Source organism: Azospira sp. I13 (genome assembly GCF_003112695.1).
In the GTDB taxonomy this organism is placed as follows: Bacteria; Pseudomonadota; Gammaproteobacteria; order Burkholderiales; family Rhodocyclaceae; genus Azospira.
The window spans coordinates 156,263-172,446 of the sequence record NZ_BFBP01000007.1; the positions used below are offsets into that span (position 1 = coordinate 156,263).

The 16,184-nt window shown below is 68.2% G+C and carries 18 protein-coding genes; 13 read left to right on the top strand and 5 right to left on the bottom strand.

What is annotated here, in order from left to right; all coding sequences use genetic code 11:
• Positions 1–11: 11 nt before the first annotated feature.
• The 4 genes from modA to AZSI13_RS07580 all read left to right on the top strand — a co-directional run bounded on the left by modA (position 12) and on the right by AZSI13_RS07580 (position 3,280).
• Positions 12–791: a molybdate ABC transporter substrate-binding protein gene (gene modA / locus AZSI13_RS07565; RefSeq protein ID WP_109040566.1), complete on the top strand. Its 780-nt coding sequence runs from the start codon at positions 12–14 to the stop codon at positions 789–791.
• A 130-nt stretch (positions 792–921) separates the two neighbouring features.
• Positions 922–1,602, top strand: coding sequence for a molybdate ABC transporter permease subunit (gene modB / locus AZSI13_RS07570; RefSeq protein WP_109040567.1), 681 nt, complete (start codon positions 922–924; stop codon positions 1,600–1,602).
• Positions 1,592–2,689, top strand: coding sequence for a molybdenum ABC transporter ATP-binding protein (gene modC / locus AZSI13_RS07575; protein WP_109040568.1), 1,098 nt, complete (start codon positions 1,592–1,594; stop codon positions 2,687–2,689). Before modB ends, modC begins: the two co-directional genes overlap by 11 nt.
• A gap of 204 nt (positions 2,690–2,893) precedes the next feature.
• The gene (locus AZSI13_RS07580; RefSeq protein WP_109040569.1) at positions 2,894–3,280 is read left to right on the top strand and encodes a NifB/NifX family molybdenum-iron cluster-binding protein; all 387 of its coding nucleotides are present in this window, start codon (positions 2,894–2,896) and stop codon (positions 3,278–3,280) included.
• A 17-nt stretch (positions 3,281–3,297) separates the two neighbouring features.
• Here AZSI13_RS07580 and AZSI13_RS07585 read toward each other — a convergent pair whose 3' ends face one another.
• Positions 3,298–4,179 (bottom strand): TOBE domain-containing protein, encoded by an 882-nt coding sequence (locus AZSI13_RS07585; RefSeq protein WP_109040570.1) that lies wholly within the window; start codon positions 4,177–4,179, stop codon positions 3,298–3,300.
• Positions 4,180–4,405: 226 nt separating this feature from the next.
• Positions 4,406–5,278 (bottom strand): hypothetical protein, encoded by an 873-nt coding sequence (locus AZSI13_RS07590; RefSeq protein ID WP_109040571.1) that lies wholly within the window; start codon positions 5,276–5,278, stop codon positions 4,406–4,408.
• Positions 5,279–5,522: 244 nt separating this feature from the next.
• Between AZSI13_RS07590 and AZSI13_RS07595 the strand changes: the two genes are divergently transcribed.
• From AZSI13_RS07595 to AZSI13_RS07605, 3 genes are all read left to right on the top strand, one after another.
• Entirely contained in the window at positions 5,523–5,981 is a 459-nt protein-coding gene (locus AZSI13_RS07595) for a hypothetical protein (protein ID WP_133247282.1), read from the top strand.
• Positions 5,981–6,697: an SCO family protein gene (locus AZSI13_RS07600; protein ID WP_235609706.1), complete on the top strand. Its 717-nt coding sequence runs from the start codon at positions 5,981–5,983 to the stop codon at positions 6,695–6,697. The genes AZSI13_RS07595 and AZSI13_RS07600 overlap by 1 nt, the downstream gene beginning before the upstream one ends.
• A gap of 194 nt (positions 6,698–6,891) precedes the next feature.
• Positions 6,892–7,728: a helical backbone metal receptor gene (locus AZSI13_RS07605; protein ID WP_109040573.1), complete on the top strand. Its 837-nt coding sequence runs from the start codon at positions 6,892–6,894 to the stop codon at positions 7,726–7,728.
• A gap of 364 nt (positions 7,729–8,092) precedes the next feature.
• Here AZSI13_RS07605 and AZSI13_RS07610 read toward each other — a convergent pair whose 3' ends face one another.
• Positions 8,093–8,674: a 5-formyltetrahydrofolate cyclo-ligase gene (locus tag AZSI13_RS07610; RefSeq protein WP_109040574.1), complete on the bottom strand. Its 582-nt coding sequence runs from the start codon at positions 8,672–8,674 to the stop codon at positions 8,093–8,095.
• Between the two features lie 318 nt (positions 8,675–8,992).
• On the opposite strand from AZSI13_RS07610, the gene AZSI13_RS07615 reads away from it, so the two are divergent.
• The 4 genes from AZSI13_RS07615 (at position 8,993) to AZSI13_RS07630 (ending at position 13,973) form a co-directional block, all read left to right on the top strand.
• Positions 8,993–11,011: a lytic transglycosylase domain-containing protein gene (locus tag AZSI13_RS07615; RefSeq protein ID WP_109040575.1), complete on the top strand. Its 2,019-nt coding sequence runs from the start codon at positions 8,993–8,995 to the stop codon at positions 11,009–11,011.
• A gap of 107 nt (positions 11,012–11,118) precedes the next feature.
• Entirely contained in the window at positions 11,119–12,078 is a 960-nt protein-coding gene (locus AZSI13_RS07620) for a complex I NDUFA9 subunit family protein (protein ID WP_109040576.1), read from the top strand.
• A gap of 33 nt (positions 12,079–12,111) precedes the next feature.
• Positions 12,112–12,750, top strand: a complete 639-nt coding sequence (locus tag AZSI13_RS07625; protein WP_201262335.1) for a glutathione S-transferase family protein — start codon at positions 12,112–12,114, stop codon at positions 12,748–12,750.
• Positions 12,751–12,755: 5 nt separating this feature from the next.
• Positions 12,756–13,973: a multifunctional CCA addition/repair protein gene (locus AZSI13_RS07630; RefSeq protein WP_109040578.1), complete on the top strand. Its 1,218-nt coding sequence runs from the start codon at positions 12,756–12,758 to the stop codon at positions 13,971–13,973.
• A 3-nt stretch (positions 13,974–13,976) separates the two neighbouring features.
• Here the strand turns inward: AZSI13_RS07630 and AZSI13_RS07635 are convergent, their stop codons facing one another.
• Positions 13,977–14,171 (bottom strand): DUF2905 domain-containing protein, encoded by a 195-nt coding sequence (locus AZSI13_RS07635; protein WP_109040579.1) that lies wholly within the window; start codon positions 14,169–14,171, stop codon positions 13,977–13,979.
• A gap of 65 nt (positions 14,172–14,236) precedes the next feature.
• On the opposite strand from AZSI13_RS07635, the gene AZSI13_RS07640 reads away from it, so the two are divergent.
• Positions 14,237–14,878 (top strand): glutathione S-transferase family protein, encoded by a 642-nt coding sequence (locus AZSI13_RS07640; RefSeq protein WP_235609707.1) that lies wholly within the window; start codon positions 14,237–14,239, stop codon positions 14,876–14,878.
• On the top strand, positions 14,878–15,684 hold the full coding sequence (locus tag AZSI13_RS07645; protein WP_109040580.1) for an alpha/beta hydrolase: 807 nt from the start codon (positions 14,878–14,880) through the stop codon (positions 15,682–15,684). The genes AZSI13_RS07640 and AZSI13_RS07645 overlap by 1 nt, the downstream gene beginning before the upstream one ends.
• A 151-nt stretch (positions 15,685–15,835) precedes the next feature.
• Here the strand turns inward: AZSI13_RS07645 and AZSI13_RS07650 are convergent, their stop codons facing one another.
• Positions 15,836–16,030 carry a YjfB family protein gene (locus tag AZSI13_RS07650; RefSeq protein ID WP_109040581.1) on the bottom strand — a complete coding sequence of 65 codons (195 nt, stop codon included), beginning with the start codon at positions 16,028–16,030 and terminating at the stop codon, positions 15,836–15,838.
• Positions 16,031–16,184: the final 154 nt, after the last annotated feature.

Consider the following 16,184-nt stretch of genomic DNA (forward strand, 5'->3'; position numbering starts at 1 on the left):
GGAGAATCGCCATGCCCCACCCTCGCCCCCTCGTCAGCACGCTCGCCGCAGCCCTGCTCGCTACCTTTGCCGCCACCGCCGCCCAGGCCGATGAAGTCCAGGTGGCCGTAGCCGCCAACTTCACCGCCCCCATGCAGAAAATCGCCGCCCAGTTCGAGAAGGACACGGGCCACAAGGCGGTGCTCTCCTTCGGCGCCACCGGCAAGTTCTACGCCCAGATCAAGAACGGCGCCCCCTTCGAGGTTTTCCTCGCCGCCGACGACGAGACCCCGGCCCGGCTGGAAAAGGAAAACGGCACCCTGCCGGGCAGCCGCTTCACCTACGCCATCGGCAAGCTGGTGCTGTGGAGCGCCAAGCCCGCCATCGTGGACAACCAGGGCGAAGTGCTGAAGCAGGGCGGTTTCGACCACCTCTCCCTGGCCAATCCCAAGCTGGCGCCCTACGGCCTGGCCGCTGTCGAAACCTTGAAGGCCCTGGGGGCCTACGAGGCCCTGGCGCCCAAGTTCGTGCAGGCCGAGAACATCGCCCAGGCCTACAACTTCGTCGCCACCGGCAACGCCCTGCTGGGCTTCGTCGCCTACTCCCAGGTGCTGGACGAGCACGGCCAGCTCAAGGGCGGCTCCGTCTGGCTGGTGCCGAGCAAGTACTACAGCCCCATCCGCCAGGATGCGGTGATCCTCGAGAAAGGCACCACCAGCGGCAAGGCCAAGCCCGCCGCCGAAGCCCTGGTCAAATACCTGCAGGGCGACAAGGCCCGGGCCGTCATCAAGGGCTACGGCTACGCCTTGTGAGTTTCCCCCTTGGGTGGCCGGACAGCCTTTCCCCTCAGGACTCCGGCAGGTCGGCCATCCCTTTTTTCTTCCCCGGCGGATGGGCCATACTCCTCCCGTCCGCCCCACTGCCCACTGAACGCCAAGCCCCATGCCCTTCGGCCCCGATGACTGGTCTGCCATTCGCCTGACCCTCAAGCTCGCCGCCACCGCCACCTGCCTGCTGCTGCTCCTGGGCACCCCCCTGGCCTGGTGGCTGGCGCGCACCCGCTCCTGGTTGAAGGGCCCGGTGGGCGCCGTGGTAGCCCTGCCACTAGTGCTGCCGCCCACGGTACTGGGCTTCTACCTGCTGGTGACCCTGGGGCCCAACGGCCCCGTGGGCCAGCTGACCCAATCCCTCGGCCTGGGCCTCCTGCCCTTTACCTTTCCCGGTCTGGTGCTGGCCTCCGTGCTCTATTCCATGCCCTTCGTCGTACAGCCCCTGCAGCAGGCCTTTGACACTCTGGGGGAGCGCCCCCTGGAAGTGGCGGCCACCCTGCGGGCCTCGCCCTGGGACACCTTCTTTTCGGTGGTGCTGCCCCTGGCCCGACCCGGCTTCATCACCGCCACCATCCTCGGCTTCGCCCACACTGTGGGCGAGTTCGGCGTGGTGCTGATGATCGGCGGCAACATCCCGGACAAGACCCGGGTGGTGTCGGTGCAAATCTACGACCACGTGGAAGCCCTGGAATACACCCAGGCCCACTGGCTGGCTGGCGGCATGCTGCTCTTCAGCTTCCTGGTGCTGCTGGCCCTCTACGGCAGCAAGGCAAGGAGCCGCCATGGCTTCTGACATGCACAAGGAGACCCCGGCCCTCCGTGCCCGCTTCCATGTGGCCTATGGGGAATTTTCCCTGGAAGCGGACCTGACCCTGCCGGGCCGGGGCGTCACCGCCCTCTTCGGCCACTCCGGCTCGGGCAAGACCACCCTGCTGCGGGCCATTGCCGGCCTGGAGCGCCACCCCGGCGCCTACCTGGAAGTGAACGGCGAGGTCTGGCAGGACGGCGACCAGTTCCTGCCCACCCACCAGCGCCCCCTGGGCTACGTGTTCCAGGAGGCTAGCCTGTTCGCCCACCTGAACGTCGAACGCAACCTCAACTTCGGTCTCAAGCGCATCCCCGCCGCCGAACGGCGGGTGAACCTGGAGCAGGCGGTGGAACTACTGGGCATCGGCCCTCTCCTGCACCGCCAGCCGGACAAGCTCTCCGGCGGTGAGCGGCAGCGGGTGGCCATCGCCCGGGCCCTGCTCACCTCGCCCCGGCTGCTGCTCATGGACGAGCCCCTGGCCGCCCTGGATGGCAAGCGCAAGGCCGAGATCCTGCCCTACCTCACCCGCCTGCGGCAGGAGCTGGACATCCCGGTGCTCTACGTCACCCACTCCCCCGACGAGGTGGCGCGACTCGCCGACCATCTGGTGCTGCTGGACGGCGGCCGGGTGGCCGCCAGCGGCCCCCTGGGCGAGACCCTGGCCCGCCTGGACCTGCCCCTGGCGGCCGGCGACGATGCCGGGGTGGTCATTGAAGGTTCCGTGGCCGGCCACGACGACACCTACCACCTCCTGGCGGTGGACTTCCCGGGCGGACAGGTACAGGTGGCCCATGGGCCGGCGCCCACCGGCACCCGCCTGCGCTTCCAGGTACGCGCCCGGGATGTCAGCCTCTCCCTCTCGGCCCGGGACGACAGCTCCATCCTCAACCGGGTGGCCGCCACCATCACCTCGGTGGCCGCCGCCGACACCCCGGCCCACCGGCTGGTACGCCTGGAAGCCGACGGCACCCCCTTGCTGGCCCGCATCACCTGCCGCTCCTGGGATCAGCTGGAATTGCAGCCGGGCAAGCGCGTGTGGGCCCAGATCAAGGCCGTGGCCCTGCTGGCCTGAGTGCTGCCAGGCCGATAGCCGCGGCCCAACGACGGCCCGGCGACAGCACTACCCGCAACAGCAACAGGGACGCCATTCTCCGGCATGCCATCGCCGGGATGGCCGTCCCTGCCGCCGCCCAGGCCACCCCTGCCAAGGAAGACGGCGCGGTACGGAATTCGCTCTGACCGCCCACCCACTTCCCTTTGTAGGACATCCGACACCATGAAAATCGCCATCGCCAGCAGGGACTTCGCCGCCGTTTCCAGCCACGCCGGCCAGTGCCGCCAATGGCTGCTCTACGACTGCCAGCCGGGCCAGGCCCTGCCCACGGGAGAGCGTATCGAACTGGAGAAGGCGCAGGTGCTCCACCACTTTGACGACCGCAGCCCCCACCCCCTGGATGGGGTGGACGTGGTCATCGCCGCCAGTGCCGGCGACGGCTTCATCCGCCACATGGCCAAGCGCGGCGCCCAGGTGCTGCTCACCGGCGAAACCGACCCGGCGGCGGCACTGGCCCGGGTGCTGGCCGGCGACGTGCTGCCCGATACCCGTTTCGACCCCACCCTGATCCTCTGCAAGCTGAAGGACCTGCTTACCTCCCGGCACTGAACCCTGGCACCTGCCGCCTAACCAGGAATGCCCAGCAGCACGGCAGAAGGCCGAAAGGCCAGCCAGGCCGACTGGCCGGCGGCAAAGACCTCCGCCAGGTCCGGCCCGGCATTGGCCACGCCGGTCAGCCCGTGGCCCAGGTCGATGACGATTTCCCGCCGCCCACCACTGCTGGCCACCCGCTGCACCGTTCCGCCCAGGCGGTTGTAGTCGGCGTATTCCGGCCCCTCGGCACTCCCCAGCACCAGGGTGGCGGAAGCCTTGACCAGCGCCACCAGTTCCTGGCCCGGCGCCAGGCCCAGACGATAGCTGCTCTCGGGCGTGACACTGGCCCGCAGGCTGTGGCCGCCGGGGAGTTCGAGAAAGACGCTATCGAGCAGCGCCCCTCGCTCCAATACCGCGACCCGGCCGAAAAACTGGTTGCGGGCGCTGGTGCGCACCGCCACCCGCTCCAGCAATTGCAGATCGGCGTCGAAGTGACCGCCACAGCGCTGGCGCAGCAAAGCCCGCTCCTCCGCCAGGGCCACCAGCACCATGGCCAGGCGCCGTCCCCGGGGCGTCAGGCGCAGCAGGCCGCCCTCCCGGGGCGCATCCTGGGCCTGCGGAGCACTCCGGTCACCGTCCATGCCGCCGGCTGCCCCTTCCCAGGCGGCCAGGGGTTCGCCGGCCAGGTTATTCAGTTCGTCGGCCGCCCGGCGCGCTTCAGCCGCATCCGCAGCGGCGACGGCCAGGGCTTCGGTGGCCGCGGCCCGCTCCAGCCAGGCCAGGCGGCCATGGCCCGGGGCCACGGCAAAGGGGCCGGGAATGGCGGCCGCTCGGGGAGGAAACAAGGGCTGGATACGGCAGGCATCCCGCTGATCCGGCAACAGGGGGGCGGGTGAATGGATGGCATCAGGCATGGCGGCTTTCCTACGTTATTTTTCGAATATATAACGCTGAGCAAAGCTCGTGCCTGAGCCAGAAGAAAGGGCTATTTAGCCCGGCATATCGAGAAAAATTGGGGAGAAGGCGGACGAAGTAGATCACGCCCCCGGTGGGACGGGCGGCCAACCGGCCCCGGCTTGGGGCAGCCTAGGAGCGCAGCCGGGGTGTCGGCGCACCGCTCCGGGGCGCTCGCCCCGGCTTTCAGGCGGCGGGCGTGGCCAGGAAGGTTTCCAGCACCCGGCGCAGCAGGAAGACGCGGCGCAGGCTGCGGCCGCGGCGGTTGCGCCAGGGCCGGGCCAGCCCGGTGAGCAGGCGCAGCCAGACCATGGCCCGTTGCAGGCAGGCGCGCATGTCCGGTGCCGGGTGGGCGGCGAAATAGGTCTGCAGGAGGGTCAGACCCAGGGCGGCCCAGGCATCCTCGCCCCGCTCGTCGAGCAACAGGCAGGAATTGACCAGCAGCACCAGGTCCAGGGTCTGGGTGACAGCCAGGGGCAGGTGCTCGCCGATGTCTTCCTCGAAGTCGATGCGGTACAGATCGCCCTGCCACAGCATGAGGTTCTTCACCTGGGCGCCACCGTGCCAGTGGCCCGCCCGGTGGAAGGCCGCCAGGTCGGCGGCAGCCCGCCGCAGCAGGGCATCCCAGGTTGGACGGTCATGGCTACGGGCGGCCTCTTCCAAGGTGTTGCCGACGGCTTCCAGGGCCAGCCAGTCAGGGCCTTCGGCCAGCACCCGGGGCACCTTGACGCCGGCGGCGTGGAGGCTGCGCAGGCGGCGGGATTCGACCCGAATCAGCCCGCCCTGGTCCGACAGGGCCAGGGAATGGCGCGGCAGGGGCTGGGGCGAGAGGCTGGCGGCGATGCGGGCGGCCAGCCAGGTGACCCAGGCGGGACGAGTCTGATCGGAGGCCCGCTTGACGACGATGGCCTGGCCCTGGTGCTGGAGGCGGAGGATGCGCTCCTCCGGCCTGGCGGCGAGGGCAATGGCGACGGCCGCGGCGAGGCCCGGATCGGGGGCGGCGGAGGCGGCAGCAGTACGGGCAGGGGGCGGCGACGATGCGGGAGGGAGGGCAACCATGGGGCGGATTATCCCACAAGGCCCGGGATGGCCGGCCCCAGGGCAGCCCCGGGTCGGGCTACCCATGGCAAGGGAAAGGGAATCAAAGGAAAAACGGAGAGGGCCAGGAAAATGATACGGACGATGCGGGTGATACGGGTGGATAAGGGTCGATACGGCCAGAAGCGGGCAGACACTGGCGCTGGCCGGCAGGCGGGACGAAATACGGCCTAAATCAAATCGGGGCACCCTGGCTCGGGCTATCATGCCCATCGTTTGTCGCTGCATCCTGTCGTTTCGACCGATCCTGCGCCCCTTCATTCCGCCCTCATTGACCGAGGCTGCCATGCCCTCCATTCGCACCCTGCGCCCTGCCCTGCTCTCCACCCTGTTGCTGCCCATCCTGCTCTCGGCCCTGCCGGCCCAGGCGGCGGGGCTGACGCCGGAATCCGTTCTCCAGACCCTGCAATCCCTGGGCCGCATCAACGGCACAGCCCTGGCCTGCGGCCAGCAGGACGTGGTGGCCCGGGTCAAAGGCCTGGTCATCCAGCGCGCCCCGAAAACCCGCCAGTACGGCGAGGCCTTCGAGACCGCCACCCAGGAAGCCTTCCTCACCCGTTCGCGCCAGGGCGGCCAATGCCCCGCCGGCCCGGAGTTGGCGCGGGAAGCCGAAACCCTGGCCGAGCAACTGCCGCCGGCCAGCGCCGTCCAGGCAGGCCGCTGATGCTGACCCTGCGCCGCTCCCTGCTGCTGCTCGGCAGCGCCCTGACCCTGGCCATGCCGCCCCTGGTTCAGGCCCAGGCCACCAACGCCAATACCACCGCCAAGCCCCAGGTGCATAACCGGCACCTCGCCGACAACGGCGACACCATCGAGGTGGGCGTGCAGCCCCGCTACCTGCTGCAGAACCAGTACGGCGCGGTGATCACCAACCAGGATTTCCCGGACCAGTTCCAGCTCATCACCTTCGGCTACACCTCCTGCCCCGACGTCTGCCCCACCACCCTGGCGGAAATGGCGGCCATCCTGGAGCAGCTGGGGGACGCCGGCAAACGGCTGCAACCCCTGTTCATCACGGTGGACCCGGAGCGGGATACGCCCAAGGTGCTGGGCAACTACGTTGCCTTCTTCCACCCCCGCATCCAGGGCCTGACCGGTTCCCAGCCCCTGGTGCAGCGGGTGGCGGAAAACTTCAAGGTGCGCTTCGAGAAGGTGCGGGAGCCCGGCTCCGAGCAATACTGGATGGACCACTCCGCCGGCATGTACCTGCTGGGGCCGGATGGCGCTTTCATCGCCAAGTTCGCCTACGCCATGCCCGCCGCCGAGATCACCGAGCGCCTGCGCCAGTTCATCGCCGAGGCCCCGCCGCCGCGCCAGCGCAAGGGCGGTGAAGGCCTGGAAGGCGTACCGCTGCCGGCGCCTGCCCAGCTGCCGCAGTAAGCCGCGGCAGTCCGCCGCGGCAATCGGCCGCCACACCGGGGCGCCCTGAAGCCCAGCCCAAGCAGCGGCCAAGGGCCCCATCCCACTTCAACCCGCTGCTTCACCCTGCCTCCCCTGCTTCACCCTGCCCGCCCCGGGGTTTTTCCCCCGGGGTTTTGCGCTAGCATCCCGCTCTCCCCTCCCCTGGATGCGCCATGACTGCCAGCCCCAACGCTCTCTGCCACGATGCCCTCGGCACCCCGCACCCGGCCCGCGCCCCCGGCCAGGGCGACGACCCGGCCCTGCGCATCGTTTCCCTGGTGCCCTCCATCACCGAGCTGCTGGTGGATCTGGGCTTGGGCGACCGGCTGGTGGGCCGCACCGGCTTTTGCGTGCATCCCCGGGAATTCCTGCAAACGGTGCCCAAGGTCGGCGGCACCAAGGGCTTCGACGCCGAAAAAATCCGCGCCCTGGCCCCCAGCCACGTCATCGTCAATGTGGATGAAAACCGGCGGGAGGAAGTGGAAGCCCTGGCCGCCTTCGTCCCCCACATCGTCGTCACCCATCCCCTGGGGCCGGACGACAACCCGGCCCTCTACCGCCTGATGGGCGAATTGTTCGGCCGCCAGGAAGCCGCCGCCGCCCTCTGTGCCGACTATGCCGCGGCCCGCCGGGAACTGGCAGACACCGCCGCGGCCCTGCCCCGGGAAGCGGTGCTCTACCTGATCTGGAAAAAGCCCTGGATGAGCATCGGCCGGGACACCTACATCGCCCGCATGCTCGCCGCCGCCGGCTGGGACAGCCTGCCCGACGCGGTGGAACCCCGCTATCCGGAAGTGGCGCTGGACCTGGCCCGCCAGGCCGGGCGCATTCTCCTGCCCAGCGAGCCCTACCCCTTCCGCGACAAGGACGCCCAGGAACTGGCCGCCGACCCGGTCACGGGCGGCACGCCGGTGCTGGCGGTGGATGGGGAAATGATCTCCTGGTACGGCAGCCGGGCCATTGCCGGCCTGCGCTATCTGGCCGCCCTGCGCCGGGAGTTGGTGGGTTGAGGTTAGCGGAGGCGAGCTGAGACGCGACGCCCGCCACGGTGAATCTTCCGGGCGGGGATAGGGCAGAAAAATGGCAGAAAAGCAGAACCACCCCGGAGAGGCAGGAAGGAAGCCATTCTCCATCCCCCATTGCCAGTGAGGCAGAACCACTGCGCTTCGCCAGCCACCCCCCTTGCCGATGCCCGTCCTGCTTGCCTCTCCGGGGAAGCACACGGAAAAACGCCCCCCAAGCGCACCCAGGCCACCACCGAGCGGAGGGGAGGCACAAGACGAAAGAAGGCCCGGCCAGGCTGACCGGATAGGGGAAAGGACCATCCCGCCCGCGTCGGCCAGGAGGCAGCGGGAGCGGTGGCCGGCGGGAGGGTTAGGGCCGGAAGCGGGTGATGCCGGCCTCGGTGATCAGGGCGTCCAGGGGTTCGTCGTGGGGCTCCGGGCCGATGTCCGCCACCCAGGCAATTTCGTAGCCGACACCGATGGCCAGGGGCCGGGGGTCCAGGCTGGCCAGGGTGCGGTCGAAAAAACCGCCGCCGTAGCCGAGGCGGTAACCCAGGCGATCCACCCCGTTCACCGGCAGCAGCAGCACTTCCGGCACCAGCCAGTTGCCCGCCGTGGGCGTGGGAATGCCATAGCGGTCCGGCGCTAGGGGCGTTTCGGGAGTCCACTCGCGGAAGGCCAGGGGCGCGTTGGGCACCGTCACCACCGGCAGGGCGGCCCGGCCACCCCGGGCCTGCCACAGGGTCAGCACCGGCCGCAGATCCGGCTCGTTCTGCACCGGCCAGCAGAAGCCCACCACCTTGCCGGCCAGTTCGGGAAAGCCGGCCAGCAGATGGCCGCAGACAGCTTCGGAAAGCAGGCCGACGGCTTCGCTGGAAAGGGCAAGACGGTCGGCCAGCAGGCGCTGGCGCAGGGCACGGCGGTCGAGGGGAGCAGGAGGGGCGGAGGTCATGGCAGGAGCAAGAAGGCGGCGAAGGGATAAAATGGCGGCGCTGAATCACGGTGCAGGGCCACCGCGGTGGGAAAGGATCAAAAAGGAAAAGGCTGCTGCAGCCACGGCAGCACGGCCGGCAGCCGGGCCTGTGCTATCCTCGGCAGGCCGGTGGCGCCTTGTCTGGCGCTGGTTGAGCGCGTTTGGCGCCCGCCCGGCCTATCCTGCCTGCCCGAGTTTCACACTTCCGCCGCCAAACCAGCAGCCATGCCCGCCGATACCAGCCCTCTGCGACAGGCCTGCCCTGGCGGCGAAGCCGACCCAGATTATCACACTGCAATGTCCCCAGCCTCTGCCCGCCGCCCCGCCCTGATTGCCCTCCGCCGCCTTTGCGGCAGCCTTTCCCTCAGCCTCCTGCTCGGCCTTGGCCTGCATGGCCCGGCCGCCGCCCAGAGCGGCAGCGACGAGCAGTTCGTCGCCGCCCGGGATGCCTTCCGCGCCGGCGACCTGAACCGTCTCGACCGCCTCGCCGCCGACCTGAAGGACCACGAACTGTGGCCCTACATCGAATACTTCAAGCTGCGCGCCCAGCTGGAGAAGGACAAGTCCGAAGCCAATATCCAGGCGCCCCTGGCCGACTTCCTGGCCCGTCAGGATCGCTACTACCTGGGCGAGAAGCTGCGCGGCGACTGGCTGCGCATCCTGGCCAAGCAGCAGCGCTGGAGCGACTTCGAGGCGGAGTTCCCGAAGATTCTCCAGCCCGAGCAGGACCTGGCCTGCTACGCCCTGCAGGCCCGCCTGGCGCGCAAGGACGCGAAGGCCCTGGACGACGCCCTGCCCCTCTTCAAGACCCTGCTGGACGTGCCCGAACCCTGCGGCCCGGTGCTGGACGCCCTGGTCAGCGGCCAGCGGGTCAATTCCGACGATGTCTGGGGCCGCATCCGCCGCCAGTTCGAAGCCAACAAGCTGGGCAGCGCCTGGAACAGCGCCCAGTACCTGCCGGTGAACCAGACCCCCGAACGCAAGCAGTGGGATCAGGTGACGGACAAGCCCCTGCCTTTCCTGCTCAAGCTCAGCGGCAACCTGAGCAGCCAGCGCCTGAGCCGGGAACTGGCCCTGCTGGCCGTGCAACGGGTGGCCAAGAACGACCCGGCCATGGCCGCCCAGCGCCTCGACCAGATCGACGGCCAGCTGCCGCCGGCCGACCGGGCCTGGGCCTGGGGCCAGGTGGGCTGGCAGGGCGCCCAGCGCCATTACGCCGAGGCGGTGGAGTGGTACCGCCGCGGCGGCGACCTGCCCACCCTGTCGGATGAAGCCCAGGCCTGGAAGGTGCGGGCCGGCCTGCGGGCCCAGGACTGGCATCTGGTGAAGCACGCGGTGGAAGGCATGAGCCCGACCCAGGCCGCCGATCCCAGCTGGACCTACTGGCTGGGCCGGGCCTACAAGGCCGCCGGCCGGGCCGACCTGGCCAACCCGTTGTTCGAGCGCATCGCCGGCCAGCCCAATTTCTACGGCAACCTGGCGGAAGAGGAGCTGGGCCGCCCCATCAAGCTGCCGCCGACGGCCCGCCCGCCGAGCAAGGAAGAACTGGCCCGGGTCGGCGACAACCTCTCCATCCGCCGCGCCCTGGCCCTGTTCCGCACCAACCTGCGCTTCGAGGGCACCAAGGAATGGAGCTGGGCCCTGCGCGGCATGGATGACCGGGAGCTGCTGGCCGCCGCCGAAATTGCCCGTCGCAGCAACATCTTCGACCGCGCCATTGCCGCTGCCGACCGCACCAAGAACGAGCACGACTACAGCCTGCGCTACCTCTCGCCTTTCGACGAGCAGATCCGCCCCGTGGCCCGCCAACAGCAGCTGGACGATGCCTGGGTGTATGGCCTGATGCGCCAGGAAAGCCGCTTCATCACCAACGCCAAGTCCTCCGTCGGCGCCTCGGGCCTGATGCAGCTGATGCCGGCCACCGCCCGCTGGGTGGCGAAGAAGATCGGCCTCAAGGATTACGACCACGGCCAGGTGAACAACACCGACACCAACGTGCTGCTCGGTACCTCCTACATGCGCATGGTCATGGAGAGCCTGGACAACCACCCGGTGCTGGCCTCCGCCGCCTACAACGCCGGCCCCGGCCGGGCCCAGAAGTGGCGTGCCGCGCGGCCCCTGGAAGGCGCCATTTATGCCGAGACCATTCCCTTCACCGAGACCCGGGATTACGTCAAGAAGGTGATGAGCAACTCGGTGTATTACGCCTCCCTCTTCAACAACGGCCGGCCCCAGTCCCTGAAAAGCCGGCTGGGGGTGGTGACCCCCAAGGGCAGCGGTGGCGAGAACCAGCCAAAACCGGAAGATTTGCCGTAAAATCCTGGGTTTCCCGGCGCCGCCACCCGGTGCCGGAACGTGAGGGGAGCACCGCTCCGGCATCCGGCGCGGCGCAAAGACTATAAAGCGACACACCTGAGAAAATCATGGCGATCAAAAACATTCTGTTGCTGGGCGGTAGCGGCTTTGTCGGCGGCCACATTGCCAATCTGTTGTCTGCTCGTGAAGGCATCCGCATCACCGTGCCCTCCCGCCGTCGGGAACGGGCCCGTCATCTGCTGCCCCTGCCCGGGGTCGACGTGGTGGAAGCCAACATCAACAACGAGGCCGAGCTGGCTGCCCTGATGCGCGGCCAGGATGCCGTGATCAACCTGGTGGGCATCCTGCACGGCGACAGCGAACTGCCCTACGGCAAGAAGTTCGCCCAGGCCCACGTGGAACTGCCCAAGAAGATCGTCGCTGCCATGCAGCAAACCGGCGTCAAGCGCCTGGTGCACATGAGCGCCCTCAAGGCCGATACCAAGGGCCCCTCCGAATACCTGCGTTCCAAGGGCGACGGCGAAGCTGCCGTGCTGGCCGCCCAGGGCAAGCTGGACGTGACCGTGTTCCGTCCTTCCGTCATCTTCGGTGCCGGGGATGCCTTCCTCAACACCTTCGCCAGCGTGCTCAAACTCGCCCCCTTCTTCCCCATCGGCTTCCCCGATGCCCGCTTCCAGCCGGTCTGGGTGGACGACGTGGCCCAGGCCTTTGTCGGCTGCCTGGAGGAGAGCGACACCTTCGGCCAGACCTATGAGCTGTGTGGCCCCGGGGTTTTCAGCCTGCGCGACATGATTCAGTACACCGGCAAGGTGATCGGCAAGGAACGCCCCCTGTTCAAGCTTTCCGAAGGCTGGGCCTATCTGCAGGCCGGCCTGCTGTGGCTGGCCCCCAAACCCATGATGTCTCCGGACAACCTGCGCTCCATGCAGGTGGACAACGTGGCCACCCCCGGCGCCAAAGTACCGGCCCGCTGGAGCCCGGCATCCCTGGAATCCGTGGCCCCCACCTACCTGGCTGCCGACCCCAACGCCAAGTTCAACACGTTCCGGGGCCAGGCCGGCCGCTGAACGCCTACCCCCCGCCCGGGAGGAGAATCCATGCTGCAACTGGTCATCGGTAACAAGAACTTCTCCTCCTGGTCCCTGCGGCCCTGGCTGCTGCTCAAACAGGCCGGACTGCCCTTCGACGAGATTCCCATCAAGCTGCGCCAGCCGGACACCACGGCGCAGATCCTGCGCTACTCCCCGTCAGGCAAGGTACCGGCGCTGCTTGATGGCGACCTGACGGTCTGGGATTCCCTGGCCATCTGCGAATACGTGGCCGAGCTGGCTGCCGTGCGGGGCGTTGCCCTGTGGCCGGCAGACCCCAAGGTGCGGGCCGAAGCCCGTTCCGTCAGCGCCGAGATGCATTCCGGCTTCCCCGCCCTGCGCCAGCACATGAGCATGGAAGTGGCGGCCTTCCACCCGGATGTGGAAAAACACCCCGACGCCCTCAAGGACGCCGAACGGGTCGCCGGCCTGTGGGTTTCCTGCCGTCAGCGTTTTGCCGACGCCGGCCCCTTCCTCTTCGGCGCCTTCTCCGTGGCCGACGCCATGTACGCCCCGGTGGCCTTCCGCTTCCACACCTATGGCGTCGACCTGCCGCCCCTGGCCATGGCTTACCGCGATGCCCTGCTGTCCCTGCCCGCCATGCGGGAATGGGCCAGCGGCGCCCGGGCCGAAGCCGACGGCAAAGCCTGAGGTCCATGCAGATCTACATCGTCGGCGGCGCCGTGCGCGACCGCCTGCTGGGCCTGCCGGTACAGGACCGGGACTACGTGGTGGTGGGGGCCGATCCCCAGACCATGCTGGCCCAGGGCTTCAAGCCCGTGGGCAAGGACTTCCCGGTTTTTCTGCACCCGCAAAGCCATGAGGAATATGCCCTGGCGCGCACCGAGCGCAAGACCGGGCGGGGTTATGCGGGCTTCGCCTTCCATGCTGCCGCCGACGTCACCCTGGAACAGGACCTGGCCCGGCGCGACCTGACCATCAACGCCATCGCCGAAGGCCCCGACGGCCTGCTGGTTGACCCCTATGGCGGTGTGCGCGATATCGAGGCCCGGGTGCTGCGCCATGTGGGCCCGGCCTTTGTCGAAGACCCGGTGCGCATCCTGCGCCTGGCCCGTTTTGCCGCCCGCTTCACCGACTTCACCGTGGCGCCGGAAACCCTGGCCCTGATGCAGGAAATGGTGCGCAACGGCGAGGTGGATGCCCTGGTAGCCGAACGGGTCTGGCAGGAGCTAGCCAAGGGCCTGATGGAGGCCCGCCCCTCCCGCATGTTCGCCGTGCTGCGGCAATGCGGCGCCCTGGCCCGCCTCTTGCCGGAACTGGATCGCCTGCACGGGGTGCCCCAGCGGGCTGATTACCACCCGGAAATCGACACCTTCGATCACGTCATGCGCGTCATCGACCTCGCCGCGACCCGCCGGGAGCCTTTGCCGGTGCGCTTCGCCGCCCTGCTGCACGACCTGGGCAAGGGCACCACACCGGCCGACATCCTGCCCCGCCACATCGGCCACGAGCATCGCAGCGTGGAACTGGGGGAGGCCGTCTGCGCCCGCCTCAAGGTGCCGGTGGAATGCAAGGATCTGGCGCTACTCACCGCCCGTTACCACGGCGACATCCACAAATGCCTGGAAATGCGCCCGGCTACCCTGGTCAAGCTCCTGGAAAAAACCGATGCCTTCCGCCGTCCGGAGCGTTTCGAGCAGATGCTGGCCGCCTGCGCCTGCGACTACAACGGCCGCAAGGACTGGGAGGAGCGTCCCTACGCCAGCCCGGCGCGGCTGCGCACGGCCCTGGCGGCTGCCCGCGGCGTCGATGCGGGGGCCGTGGCCAAGGCAGCCGGTGACCGCAGCCGCATTCCTGAGGCCATCCACCAGGCCCGGGTGGTGGCGGTGCGGGCGGCCCTGCGGGAAGAGTGAAGATCAGAGCAGACGGCTAAGCAGGGCCAGGAGTACGGAGAAGACCAGGGTGGAGCCGAAGGGAAAGAAGTAGTCCCGCCCCCGCCAGCGCCAGGTCACATCCCCCGGCAGGCCCCGCCGCACGCGCCCCGGCTGGCGGGGCAGGAAGAGGCCCAGCAGGATGACGCCCAGGGCCAGGGTGAGAAACCATTTCAACATGTGGGGGCCTTAAACTAGGAAGCCGGACCGGCCTCCGGCGGCCCCGATTAGAACACGGCCGCCCCATGCCGCCCAACAAGGAAAACGCCATGATCACCCTCTATACCTGGGGCACCCCCAACGGCCAGAAGATTTCTATCATGCTGGAAGAGTGCGGCCTGCCCTATGCCGTACGGCCGGTGGATATCACCCGCAACGAACAGTTCGACCCGGACTTTCTGGCCGTCAATCCGAACAACAAGATTCCCGCCATCACCGATAGCGACGGCCCCGGCGGCCAGGCCATGAACCTCTTCGAATCCGGCGCCATCCTCGTCTATCTGGCGGAAAAGACCGGGCGCTTCCTGCCCACTGCCGGCGCCGAGCGCTATGCCGCCCTGCAATGGCTGATGTTCCAGATGGGCGGTGTCGGCCCCATTTTTGGCCAGACCCACCATTTCCTGCGTTTCGCCCCGGCCCCGGTGCCCTACGCCATCGAACGCTACCGCAAGGAAACAGCACGGCTCTACGGCGTCCTCGATGGCCAACTGGGCCGCCAGGAGTACCTGGCCGGCGACTATTCCATCGCCGACATGGCCACCTACCCCTGGGTCATGCGCCATGAATGGCAGGGCATCGACCTGGCCCAATATCCCCACGTGGCCCGCTGGGCTTCCGCCGTCGGCCAGCGTCCGGCCGTCATTCGCGGCATGGGGGTGCCCGCCTGATGGATACCCGCGCCCAAGCCCAGTTCATCGAGATCATCAGCCGTTCCCCCACCCTACCCCGCAAGACCACCCCCCTGCTCTTCGTACACGGCGCTTTTGCCGGCGCCTGGTGCTGGGATGAGCATTTCCTCAGTTTCTTCGCCGAGCATGGCTACGCCGCCCACGCCGTTTCCCTGCGGGGCCATGGCGGCAGCTGGGGCCACGACAACATCGACTGGTGGAGCATCCAGGACTACGTGGAAGACGTGCGCCGGGCGGTGGCCGAACTGGAGGTGGCGCCGGTATTGATCGGCCACTCCATGGGGGGCTTCGTGGTGCAGAAGTATCTGGAACAGGCCGCCGTTCCCGCCGCCGTGCTGATGTGCTCGGTGCCGCCCCAGGGGCTGCTCGGTTCCTCCCTGCAGATGGCCTTTTCCCGGCCGGACCTGATGGGAGACCTGAACCACCTGCTGGGGGGCGGCCAGGTGGCCAGCCACATACTTGAACAAGCGTTGTTTGCCCAGGATGTGGAACCGGAGCGGCTGGCCCGCTACTACGCCCACATGCAGAAGGAATCGCAGCGGGCGGTGTGGGATATGTCCCTCTTCAACCTGCCCCTGCTGCTGCACATGAAGCGCCCCCCCCTGCACATCATCGGTGCCGAAAAAGATGCCCTGGTGCCGGAAGCCCAGGTGCGCATGACGGCCGGCACCTACGGCCTGACGCCCCACATTTTTCCGGGCATGGGCCACGGCCTGATGCTGGAGCAGGACTGGGAAAAGGTAGCCCGCCACCTGCTGGCCTGGCTGGATACCCAGGTCAGCTGAATACCGCTCCTGGTGCCGGTGTCGGCACCGGAACTACGGGAGGTGCCGGAGGTCTCGAAATAAAACCGGCAGCAAAGCCAAAAAGAAAAATGCCCCGGATAGCCGGGGCATTTTCATTGCAACAGTCCATCCGCCTCTCGGGCGGCCAGGATCAGGCAGAGGTATTCACGTTCTTGCCCAGGTGGTCGGGCAGGTTCACGGCACTCTGGGGCAGGGCCTGAATCAGCTGGGCGGCGCTGGAAGCCTGAGCATCCAGCGCCTTTTTCAGTACAGCGACCTGGATCTGATTGGCGTTCTGGGATTCGGAAAAACTGGTGGCCAGACTGGCGATGCCATTGACGTCCATGGCGTTCTCCTTGGTGGGTTATAGCTTCATTCTACGACCAAATGCGCCCCAACTTGAGGCATGCGGAAAAATATCGCCGGGTCACTCAACCCCTTGCCCCGACGGGACGTTAAATCCCTCAGGCACCCGGCAAACCCGCCCTGGCGCCCTACGG

Coding starts and splice junctions, on each gene's coding strand:
- AZSI13_RS07605 (WP_109040573.1), top strand. CDS start 6,892: ATGACTGCCAGCCCCAACGCTCTCTGCCACGATGCCCTCGGCACCCCG.
- AZSI13_RS07590 (WP_109040571.1), bottom strand. CDS start 5,278: ATGGTTGCCCTCCCTCCCGCATCGTCGCCGCCCCCTGCCCGTACTGCT.
- modA (WP_109040566.1), top strand. CDS start 12: ATGCCCCACCCTCGCCCCCTCGTCAGCACGCTCGCCGCAGCCCTGCTC.
- modB (WP_109040567.1), top strand. CDS start 922: ATGCCCTTCGGCCCCGATGACTGGTCTGCCATTCGCCTGACCCTCAAG.
- AZSI13_RS07650 (WP_109040581.1), bottom strand. CDS start 16,030: ATGGACGTCAATGGCATCGCCAGTCTGGCCACCAGTTTTTCCGAATCC.
- AZSI13_RS07635 (WP_109040579.1), bottom strand. CDS start 14,171: ATGTTGAAATGGTTTCTCACCCTGGCCCTGGGCGTCATCCTGCTGGGC.
- AZSI13_RS07615 (WP_109040575.1), top strand. CDS start 8,993: ATGTCCCCAGCCTCTGCCCGCCGCCCCGCCCTGATTGCCCTCCGCCGC.
- modC (WP_109040568.1), top strand. CDS start 1,592: ATGGCTTCTGACATGCACAAGGAGACCCCGGCCCTCCGTGCCCGCTTC.
- AZSI13_RS07640 (WP_235609707.1), top strand. CDS start 14,237: ATGCCGCCCAACAAGGAAAACGCCATGATCACCCTCTATACCTGGGGC.
- AZSI13_RS07585 (WP_109040570.1), bottom strand. CDS start 4,179: ATGCCTGATGCCATCCATTCACCCGCCCCCCTGTTGCCGGATCAGCGG.
- AZSI13_RS07580 (WP_109040569.1), top strand. CDS start 2,894: ATGAAAATCGCCATCGCCAGCAGGGACTTCGCCGCCGTTTCCAGCCAC.
- AZSI13_RS07620 (WP_109040576.1), top strand. CDS start 11,119: ATGGCGATCAAAAACATTCTGTTGCTGGGCGGTAGCGGCTTTGTCGGC.
- AZSI13_RS07595 (WP_133247282.1), top strand. CDS start 5,523: ATGCCCATCGTTTGTCGCTGCATCCTGTCGTTTCGACCGATCCTGCGC.
- AZSI13_RS07630 (WP_109040578.1), top strand. CDS start 12,756: ATGCAGATCTACATCGTCGGCGGCGCCGTGCGCGACCGCCTGCTGGGC.
- AZSI13_RS07645 (WP_109040580.1), top strand. CDS start 14,878: ATGGATACCCGCGCCCAAGCCCAGTTCATCGAGATCATCAGCCGTTCC.
- AZSI13_RS07610 (WP_109040574.1), bottom strand. CDS start 8,674: ATGACCTCCGCCCCTCCTGCTCCCCTCGACCGCCGTGCCCTGCGCCAG.
- AZSI13_RS07600 (WP_235609706.1), top strand. CDS start 5,981: ATGCTGACCCTGCGCCGCTCCCTGCTGCTGCTCGGCAGCGCCCTGACC.